We start from the raw sequence: 16,410 nt of genomic DNA, 5'->3' as shown, positions 1-16,410 counted from the left end.
CAGGACCCGAAGGAGCTCCAGGGATGAAGCACTCCCCGTCACGGCACGGCGAGCCCCCGCTCTACCAATGGCTCACCGCACACCTCGCGGTCTACCTCGACCGGCTGCCGGAGAGCATCGACCCGACGGTGCCCCTGGCCGAGTACGGCATGGACTCGGTGTGCGCGCTCAGTCTCTGCGGTGACATCGAGGACGACTTCGGCGTCGCCGTGGAGCCCTCGCTCGCCTGGGACCACCCCACCGTGGCCGCCCTGGCCGCCCACCTGGCCGCCCACGGCGTCCGCGAGGCGAAGGGGTCGCGGCGGTGACCGCCGTGGCCGTGGTCGGCCTGGACTGCCAGTTCCCCGAAGCCGTCGGCACCGAGGGCTACTGGGACCTGCTGATGTGCGGCGGCGACGCCGTCGGCCCCCTGCCCGAGGCGCGCCGGGCCCCCGGCTTCGAACCGGAGGTGCGCGGCGGGTTCGTCGAGGGCATCGATGTCTTCGACAACGACTTCTTCAGCGTCCCGCCCCGCGAGGCGGCCGCCATGGACCCGCAGCAGCGGCTGCTGCTCCAGTGCGCCTGGCGCGCCCTGGAGGATTCCGGCCGGGCCCCGGCGGCCCTCGCGGGCAGTGACGCCGCGGTGTTCGTCGGCGTGATGGGCAGCGAATGGGCCCAGCTCCACATGGGCGACTACGCCCGCGTCACCCCCCAGTTGGGCGCGGGAAGCAGCGCCGGGATGATCGCCAACCGGATCTCCTACCACCTCAACCTCAAGGGTCCCAGCCTCGCGATCGACACCGCCTGCTCCTCCTCCCTCGTCGCGGTCCACCTCGCGGTCAACTCCCTCTTGTCCGGCGAGTGTTCCACCGCCCTGGCCGCGGGCGTCAACCTGGTGCTCACCCCCGCGCTCGGCCTCGTCTACCAGCAGATGGGACTCGCCGCCCCCGACGGCCGCTGCAAGCCCTTCAGCACCGACGCCGACGGCATCGGCCGCAGCGACGGCGTCGGCGTCGTCGTCCTGCGCAGGCTCGAGGACGCGCTCGCCGACCACCAGCGCGTGTACGCCGTCATCCGCGGCTCCGCCGTCAACCAGGACGGCCGCAGCAACGGGGTCACCGCCCCCAGCCGCTGGTCCCAGCAGGAAGTGGTCACCGCCGCCTACCGCCGGGCGGGCATCACCCCCGACCAGGTCCGCTTCGTCGAGGCCCACGGCACCGGCACCGCCCTCGGCGACATCATCGAGTGCGCCGCCCTCGGCGAGGTGCACGCCGTACCCCGTACGGAGCCCTGCGCCATCGGGTCGGTGAAGGGCAACATCGGCCACACGGAGGGCGCCGCGGGGATCGCCGGACTGATCAAGACCGCCCTCGCCCTGCACCACCGGATCGTCCCCGCCAGCCGCGCCGCCGCCCGCGAGAACCCGCAACTGCGCCTCGAGGAACGCGGACTGAGCCTGCTCAAGGCCCCCCTCAGGCTCCCCGCCGGGGAGGTCTTCGCCGGGGTCAGCAGCTTCGGCATGGGCGGCACCAACGCCCACGTCGTCCTGGCCACCGCCCCGAAGGCCGCGCGCATCGCCGAGCGCGGACCCGCCCCCGTCGGCGTGTTCACCGTCTCCGGCGACACCCCGGAAGCCCTCCGCCGCAACCTCTGCGCCCAGGCCGACCTGCTGGCCAGGCGCCCGCGCGGCAACGCCGCCGCGCTCTGCTGGACCAGCAACCGGGTCAAGACCGGACTGCCCTACCGGGCCGCGTTCACCGCCCGCGACACCACCGGGCTCGCCGCCGCCCTGCGCACCGCCGCCGACGACGAACGCCTGCGCGCCAGCATCGCCGACCGGGCCTGGCGGCCGCCCGTCGTCGGGTTCCTCTTCACCGGGCAGGGCGTCCAGGAACCCGGCATGACGGCCGCCCTCTACCGCGAGTCCCCCGTCTACCGCCGCCATCTGGACGAGGTGGACGAGGCGCTGCGCCCGTACACCGCGGACTCGGTGCGCGACCTGATCCTCGACGACGACCCGGCCGTGCACCACACCCGCTGGGCCCAGCCCGCGCTGTTCGCGGTCGCCCACGCCCTCGCGTCCACCCTCGCCGAACTCGGCGTGGTGCCCGACGCGGTCCTCGGCCACAGCGTCGGCGAGTTCGCGGCGGCCGTCACCGCGGGCGTCCTCGGCCTCGACGACGCGGCCCGGCTGGTCTCCGAGCGGGCCGCGCTGATGGCGGAGCTGCCCGAAGGCGGCGGCATGCTGGCCGTCCGCGCCGGGGCCGAGGTGGTGCGCGACCTGATCGCCGCCGAGCCCGGGATCGTGCTGGCCGCCGTCAACGGCCCCGAGGACATGGCCCTGTCGGGCGCGCTGGACGCCCTGGGCCGGGTGGCCGAGGCCCTCGCCGTGCGCGGGATCCGCTGCCGCCCGCTGCACGTCTCGCACGCCTTCCACTCCCCGCTGATCGCCCCGGCCGCCGCACGGTTCGCCGAGCGGGCCGCCGACGCGGTGCCCCGCGCGGCCCGGATCCCGTTCGCCTCCACCGGCCTGGGCCGGATGGTGGGGGAGGAGCCCCTGGACGCCGCGTACTGGGCGGCCCAGGCCACCGGTCCGGTGCTGTTCGCCGACGCCCTGGCCGCCCTGGTCGAGGAGGCCGCCCCGACCTGCCTGCTGGAGATCGGCCCCGCCCCGCACCTGGTCCAGCTCGTCGGCCGCTCCGGACTCGCCCCGGGCGTCCGGCTGCTGCACCCCGCCCCCGGCCGCGGCGCCGGCACCACCGACCTCGCCGAGACCCTGGCCGGGCTGTACCGCTGCGGGATGGAACCCGACTGGGAGGCCCTCTACGCACCGGCGCACCGGCGCACCGAACGGCTCGCCCCCTACGCCTTCTCCGCCGACCACCGGTTCTGGCGCACGGTCGCCGCGCCCGCCCCGGCGGCGCCGGACACCGCCGCTCCGGCACCCGCCGCCACCATCCCGGCCCGGAGCACGGCCGCGGCGGCCACCGCCGCCCAGGAGCGCGATCCGGTGCTGGCCGCCGTCGTCGAAGCGGTGATCGAGGTGGGCGAGTACCCGCGCGAACAGGTCCACGACCAGGCCCGGTTCTACGAGGACCTCGGCTTCGACTCCGTCATGATCATGCAGTTGAAGGACCGGCTCGAGGCCCACCTCCCGCAGGCCGTGGGCCTCACCGTCCAGCAGCTCCTGCCCGCGCTGCGCTCGGTGGGCTCGCTGGCCGGACTCGTCCGTGAGTGGATCAGCGTGGGGGCCACCACATGAGCGCACGCCCCGCCGCCCGCGCCGCGCTGTACCTCGCGGGCACCGGCTCGGCCCTGCCCGGCGCCCCCGTCGACAACGCCCGGATGGCCAAGGCGTTCGGGATCAGCGAGGACTGGACCGACCTCTTCGTCGGCACCCGGACCCGCCACTTCGGTTGGGACCTGGACAGCGGGGAGGTCCTGTACGGGCTCGCCGACCTGTGCGCCGAGGCCGCCGAACGGGCCCTGGCCGCCGCCGGCACCGACCCCGGCGACCTGGACTTCCTGGTCCTGGCCACCGCCACCCCCGACACCCTGCTGCCCACCACCGCCAACCGGGTCGCCGACCTGCTCGGCCTCGACCACCTTCCGACCTACCAGCTCCAGGCGGGCTGCTCCGGCGCCGTACAGGCCCTCGACGTGGGCCGGGCCCTGCTCGCGGGCGGCCACCGCACGGGCCTGGTCATCGGCGGGGACGTCACCGACCGGTTCCTGGACGCCCGGCGCGGGGCGGTCGCGCTCCCCACCCAGGAGCTCATCAACTACGTCCTCTTCGGCGACGGCGCGGCCGCCGCCGTGGTCAGCGCCGACCCCGTCGGCGAGGCCGTCGCCGTACGCGCCCTGCTGCACCGGTTCACCGGACTGGGCCGCGCCGCCGGACAGGTCGTCGACTGGCACGGCGCGGCGCCGCCCGACCCCGGCCGCCGGATGCTGTTCGAGGACTACAAGACGATCGAGGCCGCGGTCCCCGCCATGGCCGCCGAGATCCTCTGGGAACTGCTCGACACCGCCGGATGGACCCCCGCCGACCTGGACTTCCTGCTGCCGCCCCAGCTGTCCGGACGGATGACCGAACAGATCGTGGCCGGGCTCGGCATGCCCCCGGGCGCCCGCGAGATCTCCTGCGTGCGCGAGACCGGGAACACCGGCAACGCCCTGCCACTGCTCCAGCTCGACCGCCTGATGCCCGGTCTCGAACCGGGTCGGCGGGCCCTGTCCGTCACCGTCGAATCCAGCAAGTGGATCAAGGCCGGGCTGGCACTGGAGAAGGTCCGCCCGGGGGAGGGACAACGATGACCACCAGCACGGGCACGGCCGCGCCCACCCCTCTGGACCGGCTCCGCGACCTGCGCGCCACCGGTCTCCTCGCCGCCGAGTACCCCCAGGTGGCCCCGCTGATCGCCGAACTGCTGGACGCCCCCGACCGCACGGACGCCCAGCTCGGCGAGGACCTCGTCCGCTGCGGGCGGCTGCTCGCCCGGCTGCGCCCCGAGGACGTCCTGGCCGGTCACCCCGGCACCCCGCGGGTCACCGTCGCCGTCACCGGTCACTCCACCACCGCCCAGCTCGGCGACCCGCTGATCGCGGAACTGGCCCGCCACGGACTCCTCGCCACCCTCGTCACCGGCGACCACGGTGCGTACCTGCGCGACCTCACCGACCCCGCGAGCCTGCTGCGCACCAGCGCGCCCGAACTGACCCTGTGCGTCCTGGAGGCCGACGCGGTCTTCGGCGAGCTGCCGCTGCCCTGGACCACCGAGGACGTGGAAGCGTCCTGCGCCCGGCTGCTGGACCGGCTCTCGGGCGTCGCCGCCGCCCACGGCCGCGGCGGCTCCGGAGCGCTCGTACTGAACACCCTCCCGCTGCCCCGCCGCCACACCCAGCAGATCATCGACCAGCAGCAGCGCGCCCTGCTCGGCGCGGTGTGGCGGGAGTTCAACGCCCGGCTGCTCCGGCTGACCGCCGAGCACCCGGCCCTGACCGTCGTCGACCTCGACCCGCTGATCGCCGAGACCGGCCCCGCCACCGACGCCCGCCTCGCCCTCTACACCCGCTCCGCCTTCGGCTCCGCCCTCTTCGCCGCCCTCGCCCGCGAAGCCGTCCACGTCCTGCGCGCCCGGCGCGGCATGACCAAGAAGTGCCTGGTGCTCGACCTCGACAACACCCTGTGGGACGGGGTGCTCAGCGACGACGGCCCCGACGGCATCGACTGCGGCCACACCCTGCGCGGCGAACCGTACGGAGCGCTCCAGCGGGTGGCCCGCCAGCTCGCCGCCCAGGGCGTCCTGCTCGCCGTCAGCAGCAAGAACGACCGGGAACCGGTCCTCGAGGTGCTCCGCGACCACCCCGACATGACCCTGCGCGAGAGCGACTTCGTACGGATCAACGCCAACTGGGAGCCCAAGGACGCCAATCTGCGGGACGTCGCGCGGCACCTGGGCATCGCCACCGACGCCCTCGTCTTCGCCGACGACTCCGCCGCGGAGCGCGCCCTGATCCGCCGCCACCTGCCGGACACCCCGGTCATCGCCCTCGGCACCGAGCCCGCCCTGCACGTCACCCGGCTGCTCGCCGACGGCTGGTTCGACACCCCGCACGTCACCGATGACGACCGCGGCCGCACCGGCCAGTACCACGCCGCCGCCGCCCGGACCCGGTTGCAGGAGGACCTCGGGTCCTACGACGCCTACCTGCGGGAACTGGAGGTCGTCGTACGGATCTCGCCCCCCGAACGCCACGAGTTCAACCGGCTGTCCCAACTCACCCTGCGCACCAACCAGTTCAACCTCACCGGCGAGAGGGTCCCCGCCGACCGGATCCCCGCCCTGTCCCGCGGGTCCGGCAGCAGGCTCCTCGCGGTGCGCCTCAGCGACCGCTTCGGGGACAGCGGGCTGGTCGGCGCGGTCTTCGCCCACGACGGCGCCGACGGCATGCACATCGACAACATGCTGCTCAGCTGCCGGGCCCTGGCCCGCGGCGTCGAACAGGGCTGCCTCACCGCCCTGCTGGCGGACGCCAAGTCCCGCGGCCTGCCCTCGGTCCGCGCCCGCTACCGGGCCACGCGCAGCAACGTACGGGCCCGCGGCTTCTACCCGTCGCTCGGGTTCGTCGAGGACGCACCGGGCGGCGGGGAGGAGGTGTCCTTCCGGCACGACCTCGCCGAGATCCCGGCCGTCCCCGCCCATCTGACCCTGCAAGCCGACTTCGGAGGAGACACGGATGAGCAGCCACGACACGGCGGGTGACCCGGCCGCGGGCGGCCTCGCGGACTTCCTGCGGCTGCTGCGCGACGAACTCGGCCTCGACCTCACCGAGCAGCAGGCCGCCGCGGACTTCGACACGCTGCCCGCCTGGGACTCCGTGCACCTGCTGCGGCTGGTGATGCTCCTCGAGCAGGAGACCGGCCGCCGCGTGCCGGTGAGCAGCGTGCTCCAGGCCCGCACCATGCGCCAGATCCACTCATTGGTCACCACCGACGGGACAGGCCCACGATGAAGACGGCGGGCGGCGACCCGATCGCCGTGACTGCGGACGGTACCGACTGGTCCGGGGTGCGCGAGGACCTGCGGACCCACGGCACCGCCTTGGTGCACGGCCGGCTCGCCGACTGGCGCCCCCGCGACGGGGAGGGGCCCGCACTGCGCGCGGTCCTCGGCCGGGACTGGTCGCGCTACCTCGACATCGCGCACACCGACATCCGGGAGCGCTACGCCGCCTCCAGACGGCTGCTCAAACACGCGGCGGCCGCGGCGCTGCGCGCCGAGGCGACGGACCTGGAGCTGGCGTACGGACCCACCGGACGCCCGTACCTGCGCGGCTGCGACCAGATCGACATCAGCCTCAGCCACACCGACGACCTGCTCCTGGTGGGGCTGACCACCCGCGGGCTGGTCGGGGTGGACGCCGAGCGCGCCGACCGCCGCATCTACAGCAGGGGGCTGGACCGGCACATCTGCACACCGGCCGAGCGGCTGATGCTCTCCGAACTCCCCGAGGAGGGGCGCAACCCCAGTCTGGTGCGGCTGTGGACGCTGAAGGAGGCCTACAGCAAGGCGATCGGCCAGGGCATCCAGTTCCGCTTCACCGAGTTCGGGTTCGGCCCGGACGGCCGACCCACCCAGGTGCACCGGCCGGACGGGACCGTCGGCGCGGGCGACGAATGGGCGCTGCGCACCCTCGCCCTCGCCAGTGGCGGCACCGGCTTCGTGGTCAGCGTGGCCGTCTACGACGCGGGCCTGGGCCGGACCCTGGACACCGAGATCACCTCGATGCTGGACGAGGAGGCCGCCGGGGCCATCCAGCGGGCGCTCGAGGCCGAACGCGCCGACTGGTCACAGATCCTCGACGACTGACGCGGTGGCCTCCACCACCGCCCGTCCCGCCTGCGTCAGCGTCATGAGCATCGGCAGCAGCGGCCGCCCCAGCGGGTCCTCGCCCACCGGCTGCACCACCGCCGTGCAGCGCAGCGGCAGGTCCGGCTCGGCGTAGCCGCGGAAGTGCGTGCGCAGCACGGCCGTGGTGCTGTGCTGCGGTTCCAGGCCGTGGGTGCGCCGGGCGGTCAGCAGCGCCGTCTGGCGCAGGGCCTCCAGCAGCATGACCGCGGAGGCCTGGCCGTGGTCGGGCCCGGCCGGACCGTTCCACTCGCGCGGCGCCAGGACCCCCACGGACAGTTGGTGCCCGGAGAGCGTCAGCGGGTCGCGCAGCAGGACGTTGGCGGGGTGCGCGCGGCCCACTTCGGCCGGCTGCGCCCCGGGCCCGCCGTGCGGTACGCCGCCCAGCTCGGCCGCCGCCTTGAGCGCGGCCGTCCGGCTGTGCTCGCGGTGACTGCGGTGCACCACGGGGGCGAGGAACAGCAGCTTCGCCGACCCGGCACCGGCCGGGGTCCCGTCGATCTCGAAGCGGGTGCGGAACTCCAACGCCCGGGGCACCCCGTCGATCATCTTCTCGGGCCGCACGGACATGGTCACCACCAGCGGCGCGGGACCCGGGTAGCGGCGCCAGGCGCCGACGTCCGAGATGTCCAGTCCGAACTGGTAGAAGATCCCGGTCCGGTCGGCGGGCACGCCGAAGTACCCCTGGCCGATGACCTCCCCCACCTCGCGGACCATCGCGGCCGCGGCCTGCGCGTCGTGGAAGAGCCCCGGGCCGTCGTTGAAGAGCGGGTGGGCCGTGGGGAGTTCCCCGGCCAGGACGAACTCCTGCGCCCGGTCCGCCGGGGCGGCCGGGCCGCCGGACCTCGGCCGGTGGACGAGGTGCCGGGTGCTGCCACCGGCGCGCGGGCCTCCGTCGAGCGTGGATCGCTCCATGCACACCCCTTCCCGGACGGGCCCCGCCCGGGGCGTGGCCTCGTGCCCAGGGTCGCGCCGGGGGCACGGCGGTTCCAGGCCACCGCGCTGTCAGCTTGTTGACTGGCACGTTGTCCCGGGGGCCGCCCGGGACCCGTCCGGGGCGCGCGTCACTGGAGGTCGAGCAGGCCCGACAGCACGATGTTCACCCCGGCCTGGAACCGGCTCGTGGCGTCGACGTCCAGCATCACCTGGGAGATGTAGCGGCGGCAGGTGCGCACGGACATGCCGAGGCGGCGGGCGACCAGCTCGTCCTTGTACCCCTGGGCCATCAGCCTGATGATCGAGCGCTTCACGTCGTCGGTGATCTCGGCGCTGTCCGCCGAACCGGGAGTGAACTTGGTGGCTCCGGCCCACAGGTGCTCGTACACCTTGCACAGGAACGCCACCAGGGTCGGCTCGCGCACCACCACCGCGCCGGGCTGGCGGCCCACCACGTGCTGCTCGGGCAGGAACGCCACCTCCCGGTCGTAGATGACCACGCGGTCGATCAGTTCGTCGGTGGTGCGCACCTCGGCGCCGCCCTCGGTCACTGCCTGGATGTAGGCGGTCGTCGCCAGGTCGCCGCGCACGGTGTGCTGGTAGAGGTGGCGGATCCGCACCCCCCGGTGCAGCCGTTCGAGGATCTTGGGGCGCGCGGTGGCCAGCAGGTTCGGCGGGCGGGAACCACCGGGCTGGGCGCTGAGCACCTCGGTCCGGCACTTGTCCCCCCACTCGTCCAGCATGGCCTGGAGCACGTCGACGTCGCTGATCACGTCGAAGGCCTCGGCCTGGTTGCGCTGCTGGCGGCTCTCGAAGTAGGCGGGGAGCAGCGACCGCATCCGGGTCCGGACGTCGGTGACGGACTGCTGGAGGTCGCGGATGTGGTTCTCGGTGGGCCCCACCAGGTCCGCGGCGGCGGCGTCGGGGCTGACCGGTACGAGCAGGTTCGGCTCACCGGGCATGGGGCGCAGCAGGTTCAGCGAAGCCAGCCGCTGCTCCACGCTCGCGGCTTTCTCGATGGTGACGCCGAGTGCCGCCGCCATCTCCTCCCGTACAAAGCGGCCGAGCAGCACGGCATTGCGGTAGGCCTTGGCGTCGACGTCGTCTAATTTGGCGAAACCGGTAGCAGAGAGGGCGCTTTCAGACATCCCGCATTACTCCCCCGGGTAGCGAGGACTTGTTGCCAGGCAACTTTACGTCATCGTGAATGTGTTGGAATGCTTCCGCGCCATTGACAGTCTGTCGTTGCACGCACGGTCTGTCGAACTTGGGGGTAACACATGAGGAGCACCGTTCTGAGAAAGCTCGCCGCCGGACTTCTGGGCGCGGCTGGAATCGTCGGTGTGGCGGGCGTGGGCGTCACGGAGGACATCGCTCCGCATAGTCGTGCGACGGAAGGGTCGGTCGTCGTGGTCGTCGCCGCACCACCGCTGCCCTGCCCGGAGGACGACCAGTGGGGCTCGATCTGCCACTGACGGGGCGTCGAGCGGGGTACCCGTACGAATGAGCGGGAGTGCGACGGGCGGGCCGGGAGTCTTCCGGCCCGCCCGTTCGCTGTGTCCGGGCGGCGGCCCGGGGATGCTTTAGCCCACTGCAAGCAGCCGGGGCGATGCTGCTCCCGCGAGGCCGCGTCACTGGATCCCCCGCCGGTCGGCCGCCTCCTTCCGCCCCGTCCCCGGGTCCCTCGCCCGGGTGGCGGGGCGTTGTCGTGCCCGGCCTCCGTGGTGGCCCGCGCGCCCGCTACTCCGGTCCCGCGATGGCTGGATTCAGTGAGTTCAGATAGACGACCTGGGCCCGGGACCGCACCCCGAGTTTCTTGAATATTCGCCCCATGTGGGTTTCTACGGTCTTCACGCTGATATTGAGGCTCGCGGCGATCTGTTGATTGGTCAGGCCGGGCCCTATCAACTCCGCTATTTGATGTTCGCGATTGCTGAGTAGGGCCGTGAGGGGAATGGGGGAGTTTACCTCGTCGGGCATTTCCGTGTTCCGCATAAGATCCTGTGCGGCCGCGGTGAGGGGCTGGCCCGGGCGGGTGAATTCGGAATTGGCGAATTCCGCGTGCAGGGTCGCGGCCGACAGGTCGCCCGCCCGCAGACAAGCCCGTCCGAGTCCCAGGGCCAGCCGGCCGAGCAGATGGCCCTGCCCGAACCGCAGGGCTATCCGGAACCCGCGCTCCAGATGGGTGCGCGCCTGCCGCGGATCCCCCGCTTCCGCCTCCGCCTCGCCCAGCCAGCGCAGCGCCTCGACCTCCGCCGCCACCCGTACGTCGTCGAGCCCCGACAGCAGCGACCCCGCCCGCCCGGCCGCGTCGAGGGCCGACTCGGGGCTCCCGGTGGCCGCGTGCACGGCGCCCAGCCGGGCCAGGGCGTGCGCGTGCGCCAGTACGTCGTGCTCCGGGACCTCCCGTACGGCGCTCTCCGCGGCCACGAGCGCCGCCCCGAGGGCCCGGCCCCCGGACTCCAGCAGCAGCGCCGTCAGTTCGCCGTAGCGCTCGTGCGCGCCACCGCCACCGCCAGCGCCGCCGCCCGGCCCCGGGAGCGGCCAGGGCGCCGCCGCGGGCGGATCCAGCACCCGCCGCGCCGCCGGGTACGCCCCCAGCATCCGCAGCGCCCGGGCCCGCCACACCACCGCGTCCTCCCGGGCGGCGCCCGCCCCGGCCGTGCGCAGGCGGGGCCACAGCTGCGCGTACTCGTCGGCCGCCTCCGCCGACCGCCCGCACAGCACCAGGGCCTTGCACCGCAGCAGGTGCGCCTCCAGCGGGGCGCCGGGCCGGTCCGCCATCCGCCGGGCGGCCCGCGCCGCCCGCCCGGGCTGCAGGAACAGGGTGTCGCGCACCGCGCGGTCCAACAACCGCTCGTCCTGCGCGCTCAGCGCGTCGACGTCCTCCAGCAACGCCGCCGCCGAGGTCACGGACCCGCAGTCCGCGCCGGGCGCGGCACGCAGGGCCGTCAGGGCCCGCTCCCGGGCCGCGTGCCGCCACCCCGCGCCGGCCGCGTGGTACACCAGGGCCCGTACCGCGGGCTGGACGAAACGGAACCCGGCCCGGGGGCCCGCCCGTACGATGCCCTCGCCGTGCAGCTCGTCCATGCCGCGCAGGACGTCCTCCAGCGGCAGCTGCGCGGTGGCCGCCACCACCGACGGGTTGCACGGATCCCCGGCCACGGCCGCCGCACAGGCCGTCCGCCAGCCCAGCGCGGACAGCGCGTGCAGGTCCACGGCAGGACTGGCCGTCATCAACGGCGGCACCCCGGTGGCCAGTTCGAGACTGCTGTGCGGCCCCTCGACGGGCCGCCCCCGCTCCCCGCCCGCCAGCGCCCGCAGCAGGCCCGGCACCCCGGCCGCGTCCCGCAGGACCAACTGCCTGCGCAGCGGCTCGATCCCGGGCGGCAGCAGGGCCAGCGCCTGCCGCTCCGTCAGCGGACGGAGCCTGATGTGCCGCAGACCGGCCCCCTCGTACTCCAGCGCGGACAGCAGCCGGTCGGACGGCCCCGTCCGGTGCGCGAGCACGGTGAGCACCGGAGCGTCGGGAGGGTGGCGCAGCAGGTGCGCGGCGAAGTCGCACACGGCCGGACTCGCCCGGTGCGCGTCGTCCAGCACGAGCACCAGCCCGGTGCGCCCGGCGAGGCGCTCCAGCAGGTCCCGCAGCGCCCGGAACGTCTCGTACGCATCGCAGTGGTCCCCCCGCTCCGGCTGCCCGGGCCTGGCCCCCAGGGCGGGGAAGACGCGGGCCAGCAGCCGCAGGCACTCGTGGCCGAGCCCCTCGAGCAGCGCCGGGTCCGTGGTTCTGAGCTGCTGGTCCAGGGCGTCCACCAGCGCGTCGAAAGGGCGCCCCGGACGGCCCCGGGGCGGCTGCCCGACGGCCACCCGCCAGCCCTGCCGCAGCGCTCCGGCCGCCATCGTGCGCAGCAGGTGGCTCTTGCCGATCCAGGGTTCGCCGGTCAGCCGGACGAACCCGGCCGAGCTCCTGGCCAGGTCCAGATCCCGCATCAGCAGGTCCAGTTCCAGGGTGTGGGGAGCCGGACTGTCGGCGGGGTCGGGCGCCCCCGCGGGCGTCTGGGGCATGGCGGCCTCCTCGGTACTGGGACGGTCGGCGAGGGCGGGCGGATCGCCCGCGCTCCCCCAAGATCTCGCGGCCGGGCGGCCCCCGCACGGTGGTCGGCGCAGGTCGGCAGGGTAGGCCAGAGCTTCTCTCAGGGAATTCCCTGACAAGGCGTCGATGGTCTAAGGAGCCAGCAAAGCGCGGGCAAGGTGTGGGCAAAGCGGAGACCGCGACCCGCGCCGCACCCGGACGGCACTCGGTGCCCCGCAGCGCTCCCTCAAGCCGAACTCGAGCGGTCCTCAAGGTTAGTGACGGTCGGCTCCGCTTCCGGTCCGCCGCGGGAATCCCCGGCGGCTTCTGCGAACCGCCACAACAGGGATATCCCCGACTGGTGTTGAGGTCCGGAGTTCGCATCATCAGAGGCGGTCCGGTCCCCGTAGCAGCACGCGTAGGAGGAAAGAAGCATGCCGATTGCCCGTGGTGTACGGATTCGGATTGGCTACGCCGGGGGAGCCGTGGTGACGGGGGTGTTCACCACCCTGCCCGGACTGCTCCTGCTGCCCTACCTCACCGACACCCTCGGTGTCGGCGCCGCGGCCGCCGGTCTCGTCGTACTCCTGCCCAAGGCGTGGGACGTCGTTCTCACCCCGGTGGCCGGACGGCTCGGTGACCGGGGCCGCAGCCGCACGGGCTCCCGCCGCGGCCACGTCCTGGGCGGTGGCGCCGCGACCGCCGCCGCCTTCGCGCTGACCTTCGCCGGACTCGCCCGGGGGAGCGCCGGAGCGCTGCTGACCGCCGCCGCCTTCACCCTCACGGCCACCGCCTTCGCCTTCTTCCACGCCTCCTACGCCGCGCTCCCGGCCGATCTCGCGGACACCCCGCGGGCCCGGATGGCCCTGGTCGGCGGCCGGGTGGCCGGCATCGCCGTGGCCGCCCTCGCCGCCGGAACCGTGGCGCCGGCCCTGGTCGGGGCCACCGGCGGCGGACTCGCCGGCCACCGCTGGGCGGGCCTCTTCGGCGCGGCCCTGATCCTGACGGCCACCTTGCTCCTGCACCGCGTCACCCCACCGGGCGGCTCGGCCGCCGCCGCGCAGCCGGTCACGGCCGGGAACCGGAGCGCCGCCCGGCCCTGGGCCGTCCTGCGGGGCACCCCCGGATTCGCCGCCCTCGTCGGCTGCACCGCACTCCAAGTGGTCGCCACCGGTTGCCTCATGGCCGCGGGCCCCTACTTCGCCGCGCACGCGCTGCACGCCCCCGCCATGACCCCGGCGCTCATCGCCGCCTTCGTCCTGCCCAACCTGGTGAGCATGCCCGGCTGGACCCGACTGGCGGCCCGCCGCGGGCCGCGGGCCGCGCTGCGCCGGTCCACCGCGGTCTTCGCCGCGGGCTGCGCGCTGCTCGCGCTCACCCCCGCCCTGCCCCTCGCCGCGCCCCTCGTGGTCCTCGTCGCGGGCACCGGCCACGCGGGCCAGTTGCTGTGCCTGTACACCCTGCTCGCCGAACGGTGCGCCGAGGACGACCGCCACGCGCACGACCGGGGGACCGGCGCGCACGGCCACGCCGGGGTCCTGGCCGGTCTGTTCGGCGCCGCCGAATCGCTCGGACTCGCCCTCGGCCCCTTCCTGTGCGCGCTCGCGCTGCAGCTCTCCGGCTACGTCTCCTCCGGCACCGGTACGGCCGCCGCGCAGCCCGCGTCCGCCCTCTGGGGCGTCACGGCCGCGATGAGCGTGCTCCCCGCCCTGTGCGCGCTGGCCGGGATCGCCCTGCTGCGCACCCGACGCACCGCGTCCCCCGCACCCGCACCACAGCCGCACCCCGTGGCGCAAGCCCGCCTTTAGCCGACCCGCTGAACCTCGACGCCGCACAGCCCACCAGTCGGGCGCCACCGCGTCGAAAGGGGTCCGCATGAGCATCATCGAGGTACGGCCCGCGCAGGGTCCGGCGATTTCGCAGGCCGCACCGGCCGACCCCGTCGCGCACGTCCCGCCGCGGGCCGCGGCCGTCCCGGAGGTCCGTTACGCCTCGCTGCGCGAGCGGACCGCCGAACTGGGCGCGCTCCAGCGCCAGGTGACCGACGGCCCGGGGGAGAAGGCCACCGCCGCCCAGCACGCCAAGGGCAAGCTGACCGCCCGGGAGCGCATCGCGCTGCTCTTCGACGACGGCGTGTTCACCGAGGTGGAGGGGATGCGCAGGCACCGCGCCACCGGTTTCGGGCTCGAGTACAAGAAGCCCTACACCGACGGCGTGGTCACCGGTTGGGGCCTGGTCCACGGCCGCACGGTCTTCGTGTACGCCCATGACTTCCGCATCTTCGGCGGCGCGCTCGGCGAGGCCCACGCCCAGAAGATCCACAAGCTGATGGACCTCGCGGAGGCCGCGGGAGCCCCGGTCGTCGGCCTCTGCGACGGCGCGGGCGCCCGCATCCAGGAGGGCGTCACCGCACTCGCCGGATACGGCGGCATCTTCCAGCGCAACGTCCGCAACTCCGGGGTGATCCCGCAGATCTCGGTGGTCCTCGGCCCCTGCGCGGGCGGCGCGGCCTACTCGCCCGCGCTCACCGACTTCGTCTTCATGGTGCGCGGCACCTCGCAGATGTTCATCACGGGACCGGACGTGGTCCAGGCCGTCACCGGCGAGCACGTCACCCAGGAACGGCTCGGCGGCGCGGACAGCCACTCCGCCGTCTCCGGCGTCGCGGGCTTCGCCTACGACGACGAGGAGAGCTGCCTGGAGGACGTGCGCTACCTCCTGTCGCTGCTGCCCTCCAACAACCGCGAACTACCGCCGACCGGCCCGCTCGACGACCCCGCGGACCGGACCTGCGAGCGGCTGCTCGACCTGGTGCCCTCGCGCCCCAACGCCGCGTACGACATCCGTGAGGTGATCGGCGAGATCGTCGACCACGGCGAGTTCTTCGAGGTGCACTCCGCCTGGGCGCAGAACGTGGTGTGCGTCCTGTCCCGCCTCGGGGGCCAGGTCGTCGGCATCGTCGCCAACCAGCCCGCCGCCCTCGCGGGCGTCCTGGACATCCAGGCCTCGGAGAAGGCCGCGCGCTTCGTGCAGTTCTGCGACGCCTTCTCGATCCCGCTGGTCACGCTGGTCGACGTACCCGGCTTCCTGCCCGGCGTCGACCAGGAGCACGGCGGGGTGATCCGGCACGGCGCGAAGCTGCTCTACGCCTACTGCAACGCGACCGTCCCGCGGATCTCGCTCGTGCTGCGCAAGGCGTACGGGGGCGCGTACATCGTCATGGACTCCAGCTCCATCGGCGCGGACATCGCCCTGGCCTGGCCCTCGAACGAGATCGCGGTGATGGGCGCCGAGGGCGCCGCCAACGTCATCTTCCGCCGGGACATCGCGGCCGCCGAGGACCCCGAGGCGATGCGCGCGCAGAAGATCAAGGAGTACACGACCGAGCTGATGCACCCGTACTACGCGGCCGAACGCGGCCTCGTCGACGACGTCATCGACCCGGCGCGAACCCGCGCCCGGCTCATCGACGCCCTGTTCATGCTCCGCGGCAAGAACGTGCCCATGCCCAGCCGCAAGCACGGGAACCTCCCGCTGTGACCGCCGACGCGAGCGAACTCGCCCAGGTGAGCCTGCGGGTGCTGCGCGGGAACCCGACGCTGGAGGAGACCGCGGCGCTCGCCGTCCTTTTCACGGCCCGGCTGCGCGCCGCGGCCGGGGAGCCGGACACGGCGGACGGACCGGGCGGGTGCGCCGCCACCGGCTGGGCCCGCCGCGGGGCGCCGTTCCGCTCGCCGGGGGCGTGGGCCTCGTGACCCCGTCCGTACCCCCCTCCCCGAGGCGCGCCCACGCCCCGATCCGCAAGGTGCTCATCGCCAACCGTGGCGAAATCGCTGTCCGCGTTGCCCGGGCCTGCCGGGATGCCGGGATCGCTAGCGTGTCCGTGTACGCCGATCCGGACCGGGACGCATCGCATGTCCGCGCGGCCGACGAAGCTTTCGCGCTGGGCGGTGACACCCCGGCCGCCAGCTATCTGGACATCGCGAAGGTCCTTCAGGCGGCTGCCGATTC

At 74.2% G+C, this 16,410-nt stretch carries 14 protein-coding genes; 11 read left to right on the top strand and 3 right to left on the bottom strand.

The window, feature by feature from the left end; all coding sequences use genetic code 11:
* The first annotated feature begins 23 nt into the window (after nt 1-23).
* The 6 genes from ACFWAR_RS34305 to ACFWAR_RS34280 are packed head-to-tail and all read left to right on the top strand — an operon-like array spanning nt 24 to nt 7,352.
* A complete protein-coding gene (locus ACFWAR_RS34305; protein ID WP_385785952.1) occupies nt 24-308 on the top strand; it encodes an acyl carrier protein in 285 nt (94 codons plus the stop codon).
* The gene (locus ACFWAR_RS34300) at nt 305-3,241 is read left to right on the top strand and encodes a type I polyketide synthase (protein ID WP_385785949.1); all 2,937 of its coding nucleotides are present in this window, start codon (nt 305-307) and stop codon (nt 3,239-3,241) included. The genes ACFWAR_RS34305 and ACFWAR_RS34300 overlap by 4 nt, the downstream gene beginning before the upstream one ends.
* Nucleotides 3,238-4,296, top strand: coding sequence for a 3-oxoacyl-ACP synthase III family protein (locus ACFWAR_RS34295; RefSeq protein WP_385785946.1), 1,059 nt, complete (start codon nt 3,238-3,240; stop codon nt 4,294-4,296). Before ACFWAR_RS34300 ends, ACFWAR_RS34295 begins: the two co-directional genes overlap by 4 nt.
* Nucleotides 4,293-6,245, top strand: a complete 1,953-nt coding sequence (locus ACFWAR_RS34290; RefSeq protein WP_385785943.1) for an HAD-IIIC family phosphatase — start codon at nt 4,293-4,295, stop codon at nt 6,243-6,245. Before ACFWAR_RS34295 ends, ACFWAR_RS34290 begins: the two co-directional genes overlap by 4 nt.
* The gene (locus tag ACFWAR_RS34285; protein ID WP_385785941.1) at nt 6,220-6,495 is read left to right on the top strand and encodes an acyl carrier protein; all 276 of its coding nucleotides are present in this window, start codon (nt 6,220-6,222) and stop codon (nt 6,493-6,495) included. The genes ACFWAR_RS34290 and ACFWAR_RS34285 overlap by 26 nt, the downstream gene beginning before the upstream one ends.
* On the top strand, nt 6,492-7,352 hold the full coding sequence (locus ACFWAR_RS34280) for a 4'-phosphopantetheinyl transferase family protein (protein WP_385785938.1): 861 nt from the start codon (nt 6,492-6,494) through the stop codon (nt 7,350-7,352). Before ACFWAR_RS34285 ends, ACFWAR_RS34280 begins: the two co-directional genes overlap by 4 nt.
* Here the strand turns inward: ACFWAR_RS34280 and ACFWAR_RS34275 are convergent.
* Together ACFWAR_RS34275 and ACFWAR_RS34270 are read right to left on the bottom strand one after the other, a co-directional pair.
* Nucleotides 7,332-8,306, bottom strand: a complete 975-nt coding sequence (locus ACFWAR_RS34275; RefSeq protein WP_385785936.1) for an AfsA-related hotdog domain-containing protein — start codon at nt 8,304-8,306, stop codon at nt 7,332-7,334. The genes ACFWAR_RS34280 and ACFWAR_RS34275 overlap by 21 nt on opposite strands.
* A 149-nt stretch (nt 8,307-8,455) precedes the next feature.
* Nucleotides 8,456-9,475: a hypothetical protein gene (locus tag ACFWAR_RS34270; RefSeq protein ID WP_385785933.1), complete on the bottom strand. Its 1,020-nt coding sequence runs from the start codon at nt 9,473-9,475 to the stop codon at nt 8,456-8,458.
* Nucleotides 9,476-9,607: 132 nt separating this feature from the next.
* On the opposite strand from ACFWAR_RS34270, the gene ACFWAR_RS34265 reads away from it, so the two are divergent.
* The gene (locus ACFWAR_RS34265; RefSeq protein ID WP_385785930.1) at nt 9,608-9,802 is read left to right on the top strand and encodes a hypothetical protein; all 195 of its coding nucleotides are present in this window, start codon (nt 9,608-9,610) and stop codon (nt 9,800-9,802) included.
* 265 nt (nt 9,803-10,067) lie between these two features.
* Here the strand turns inward: ACFWAR_RS34265 and ACFWAR_RS34260 are convergent, their stop codons facing one another.
* Entirely contained in the window at nt 10,068-12,392 is a 2,325-nt protein-coding gene (locus ACFWAR_RS34260; RefSeq protein WP_385785928.1) for a LuxR C-terminal-related transcriptional regulator, read from the bottom strand.
* 441 nt (nt 12,393-12,833) lie between these two features.
* Here ACFWAR_RS34260 and ACFWAR_RS34255 point away from each other — a divergent pair, with 441 nt between their 5' ends.
* From ACFWAR_RS34255 to ACFWAR_RS34240, 4 genes are all read left to right on the top strand, one after another.
* Nucleotides 12,834-14,207 (top strand): MFS transporter, encoded by a 1,374-nt coding sequence (locus ACFWAR_RS34255; RefSeq protein ID WP_385785926.1) that lies wholly within the window; start codon nt 12,834-12,836, stop codon nt 14,205-14,207.
* Between the two features lie 67 nt (nt 14,208-14,274).
* Nucleotides 14,275-15,939 carry an acyl-CoA carboxylase subunit beta gene (locus ACFWAR_RS34250; RefSeq protein WP_385785923.1) on the top strand — a complete coding sequence of 555 codons (1,665 nt, stop codon included), beginning with the start codon at nt 14,275-14,277 and terminating at the stop codon, nt 15,937-15,939.
* Entirely contained in the window at nt 15,936-16,154 is a 219-nt protein-coding gene (locus ACFWAR_RS34245) for an acyl-CoA carboxylase subunit epsilon (RefSeq protein WP_385785921.1), read from the top strand. Before ACFWAR_RS34250 ends, ACFWAR_RS34245 begins: the two co-directional genes overlap by 4 nt.
* Before the next feature lie 41 nt (nt 16,155-16,195).
* Nucleotides 16,196-16,410 (top strand): biotin carboxylase N-terminal domain-containing protein (locus ACFWAR_RS34240; RefSeq protein WP_385785981.1); only part of this gene is annotated, 215 nt, incomplete at its 3' end.

The sequence above is a fragment of the Streptomyces sp. NPDC059917 genome, from assembly GCF_042730635.1.
Taxonomy (GTDB): domain Bacteria; phylum Actinomycetota; class Actinomycetes; order Streptomycetales; family Streptomycetaceae; genus Streptomyces.
This window is presented reverse-complemented; position numbering and strand designations above follow the sequence as displayed.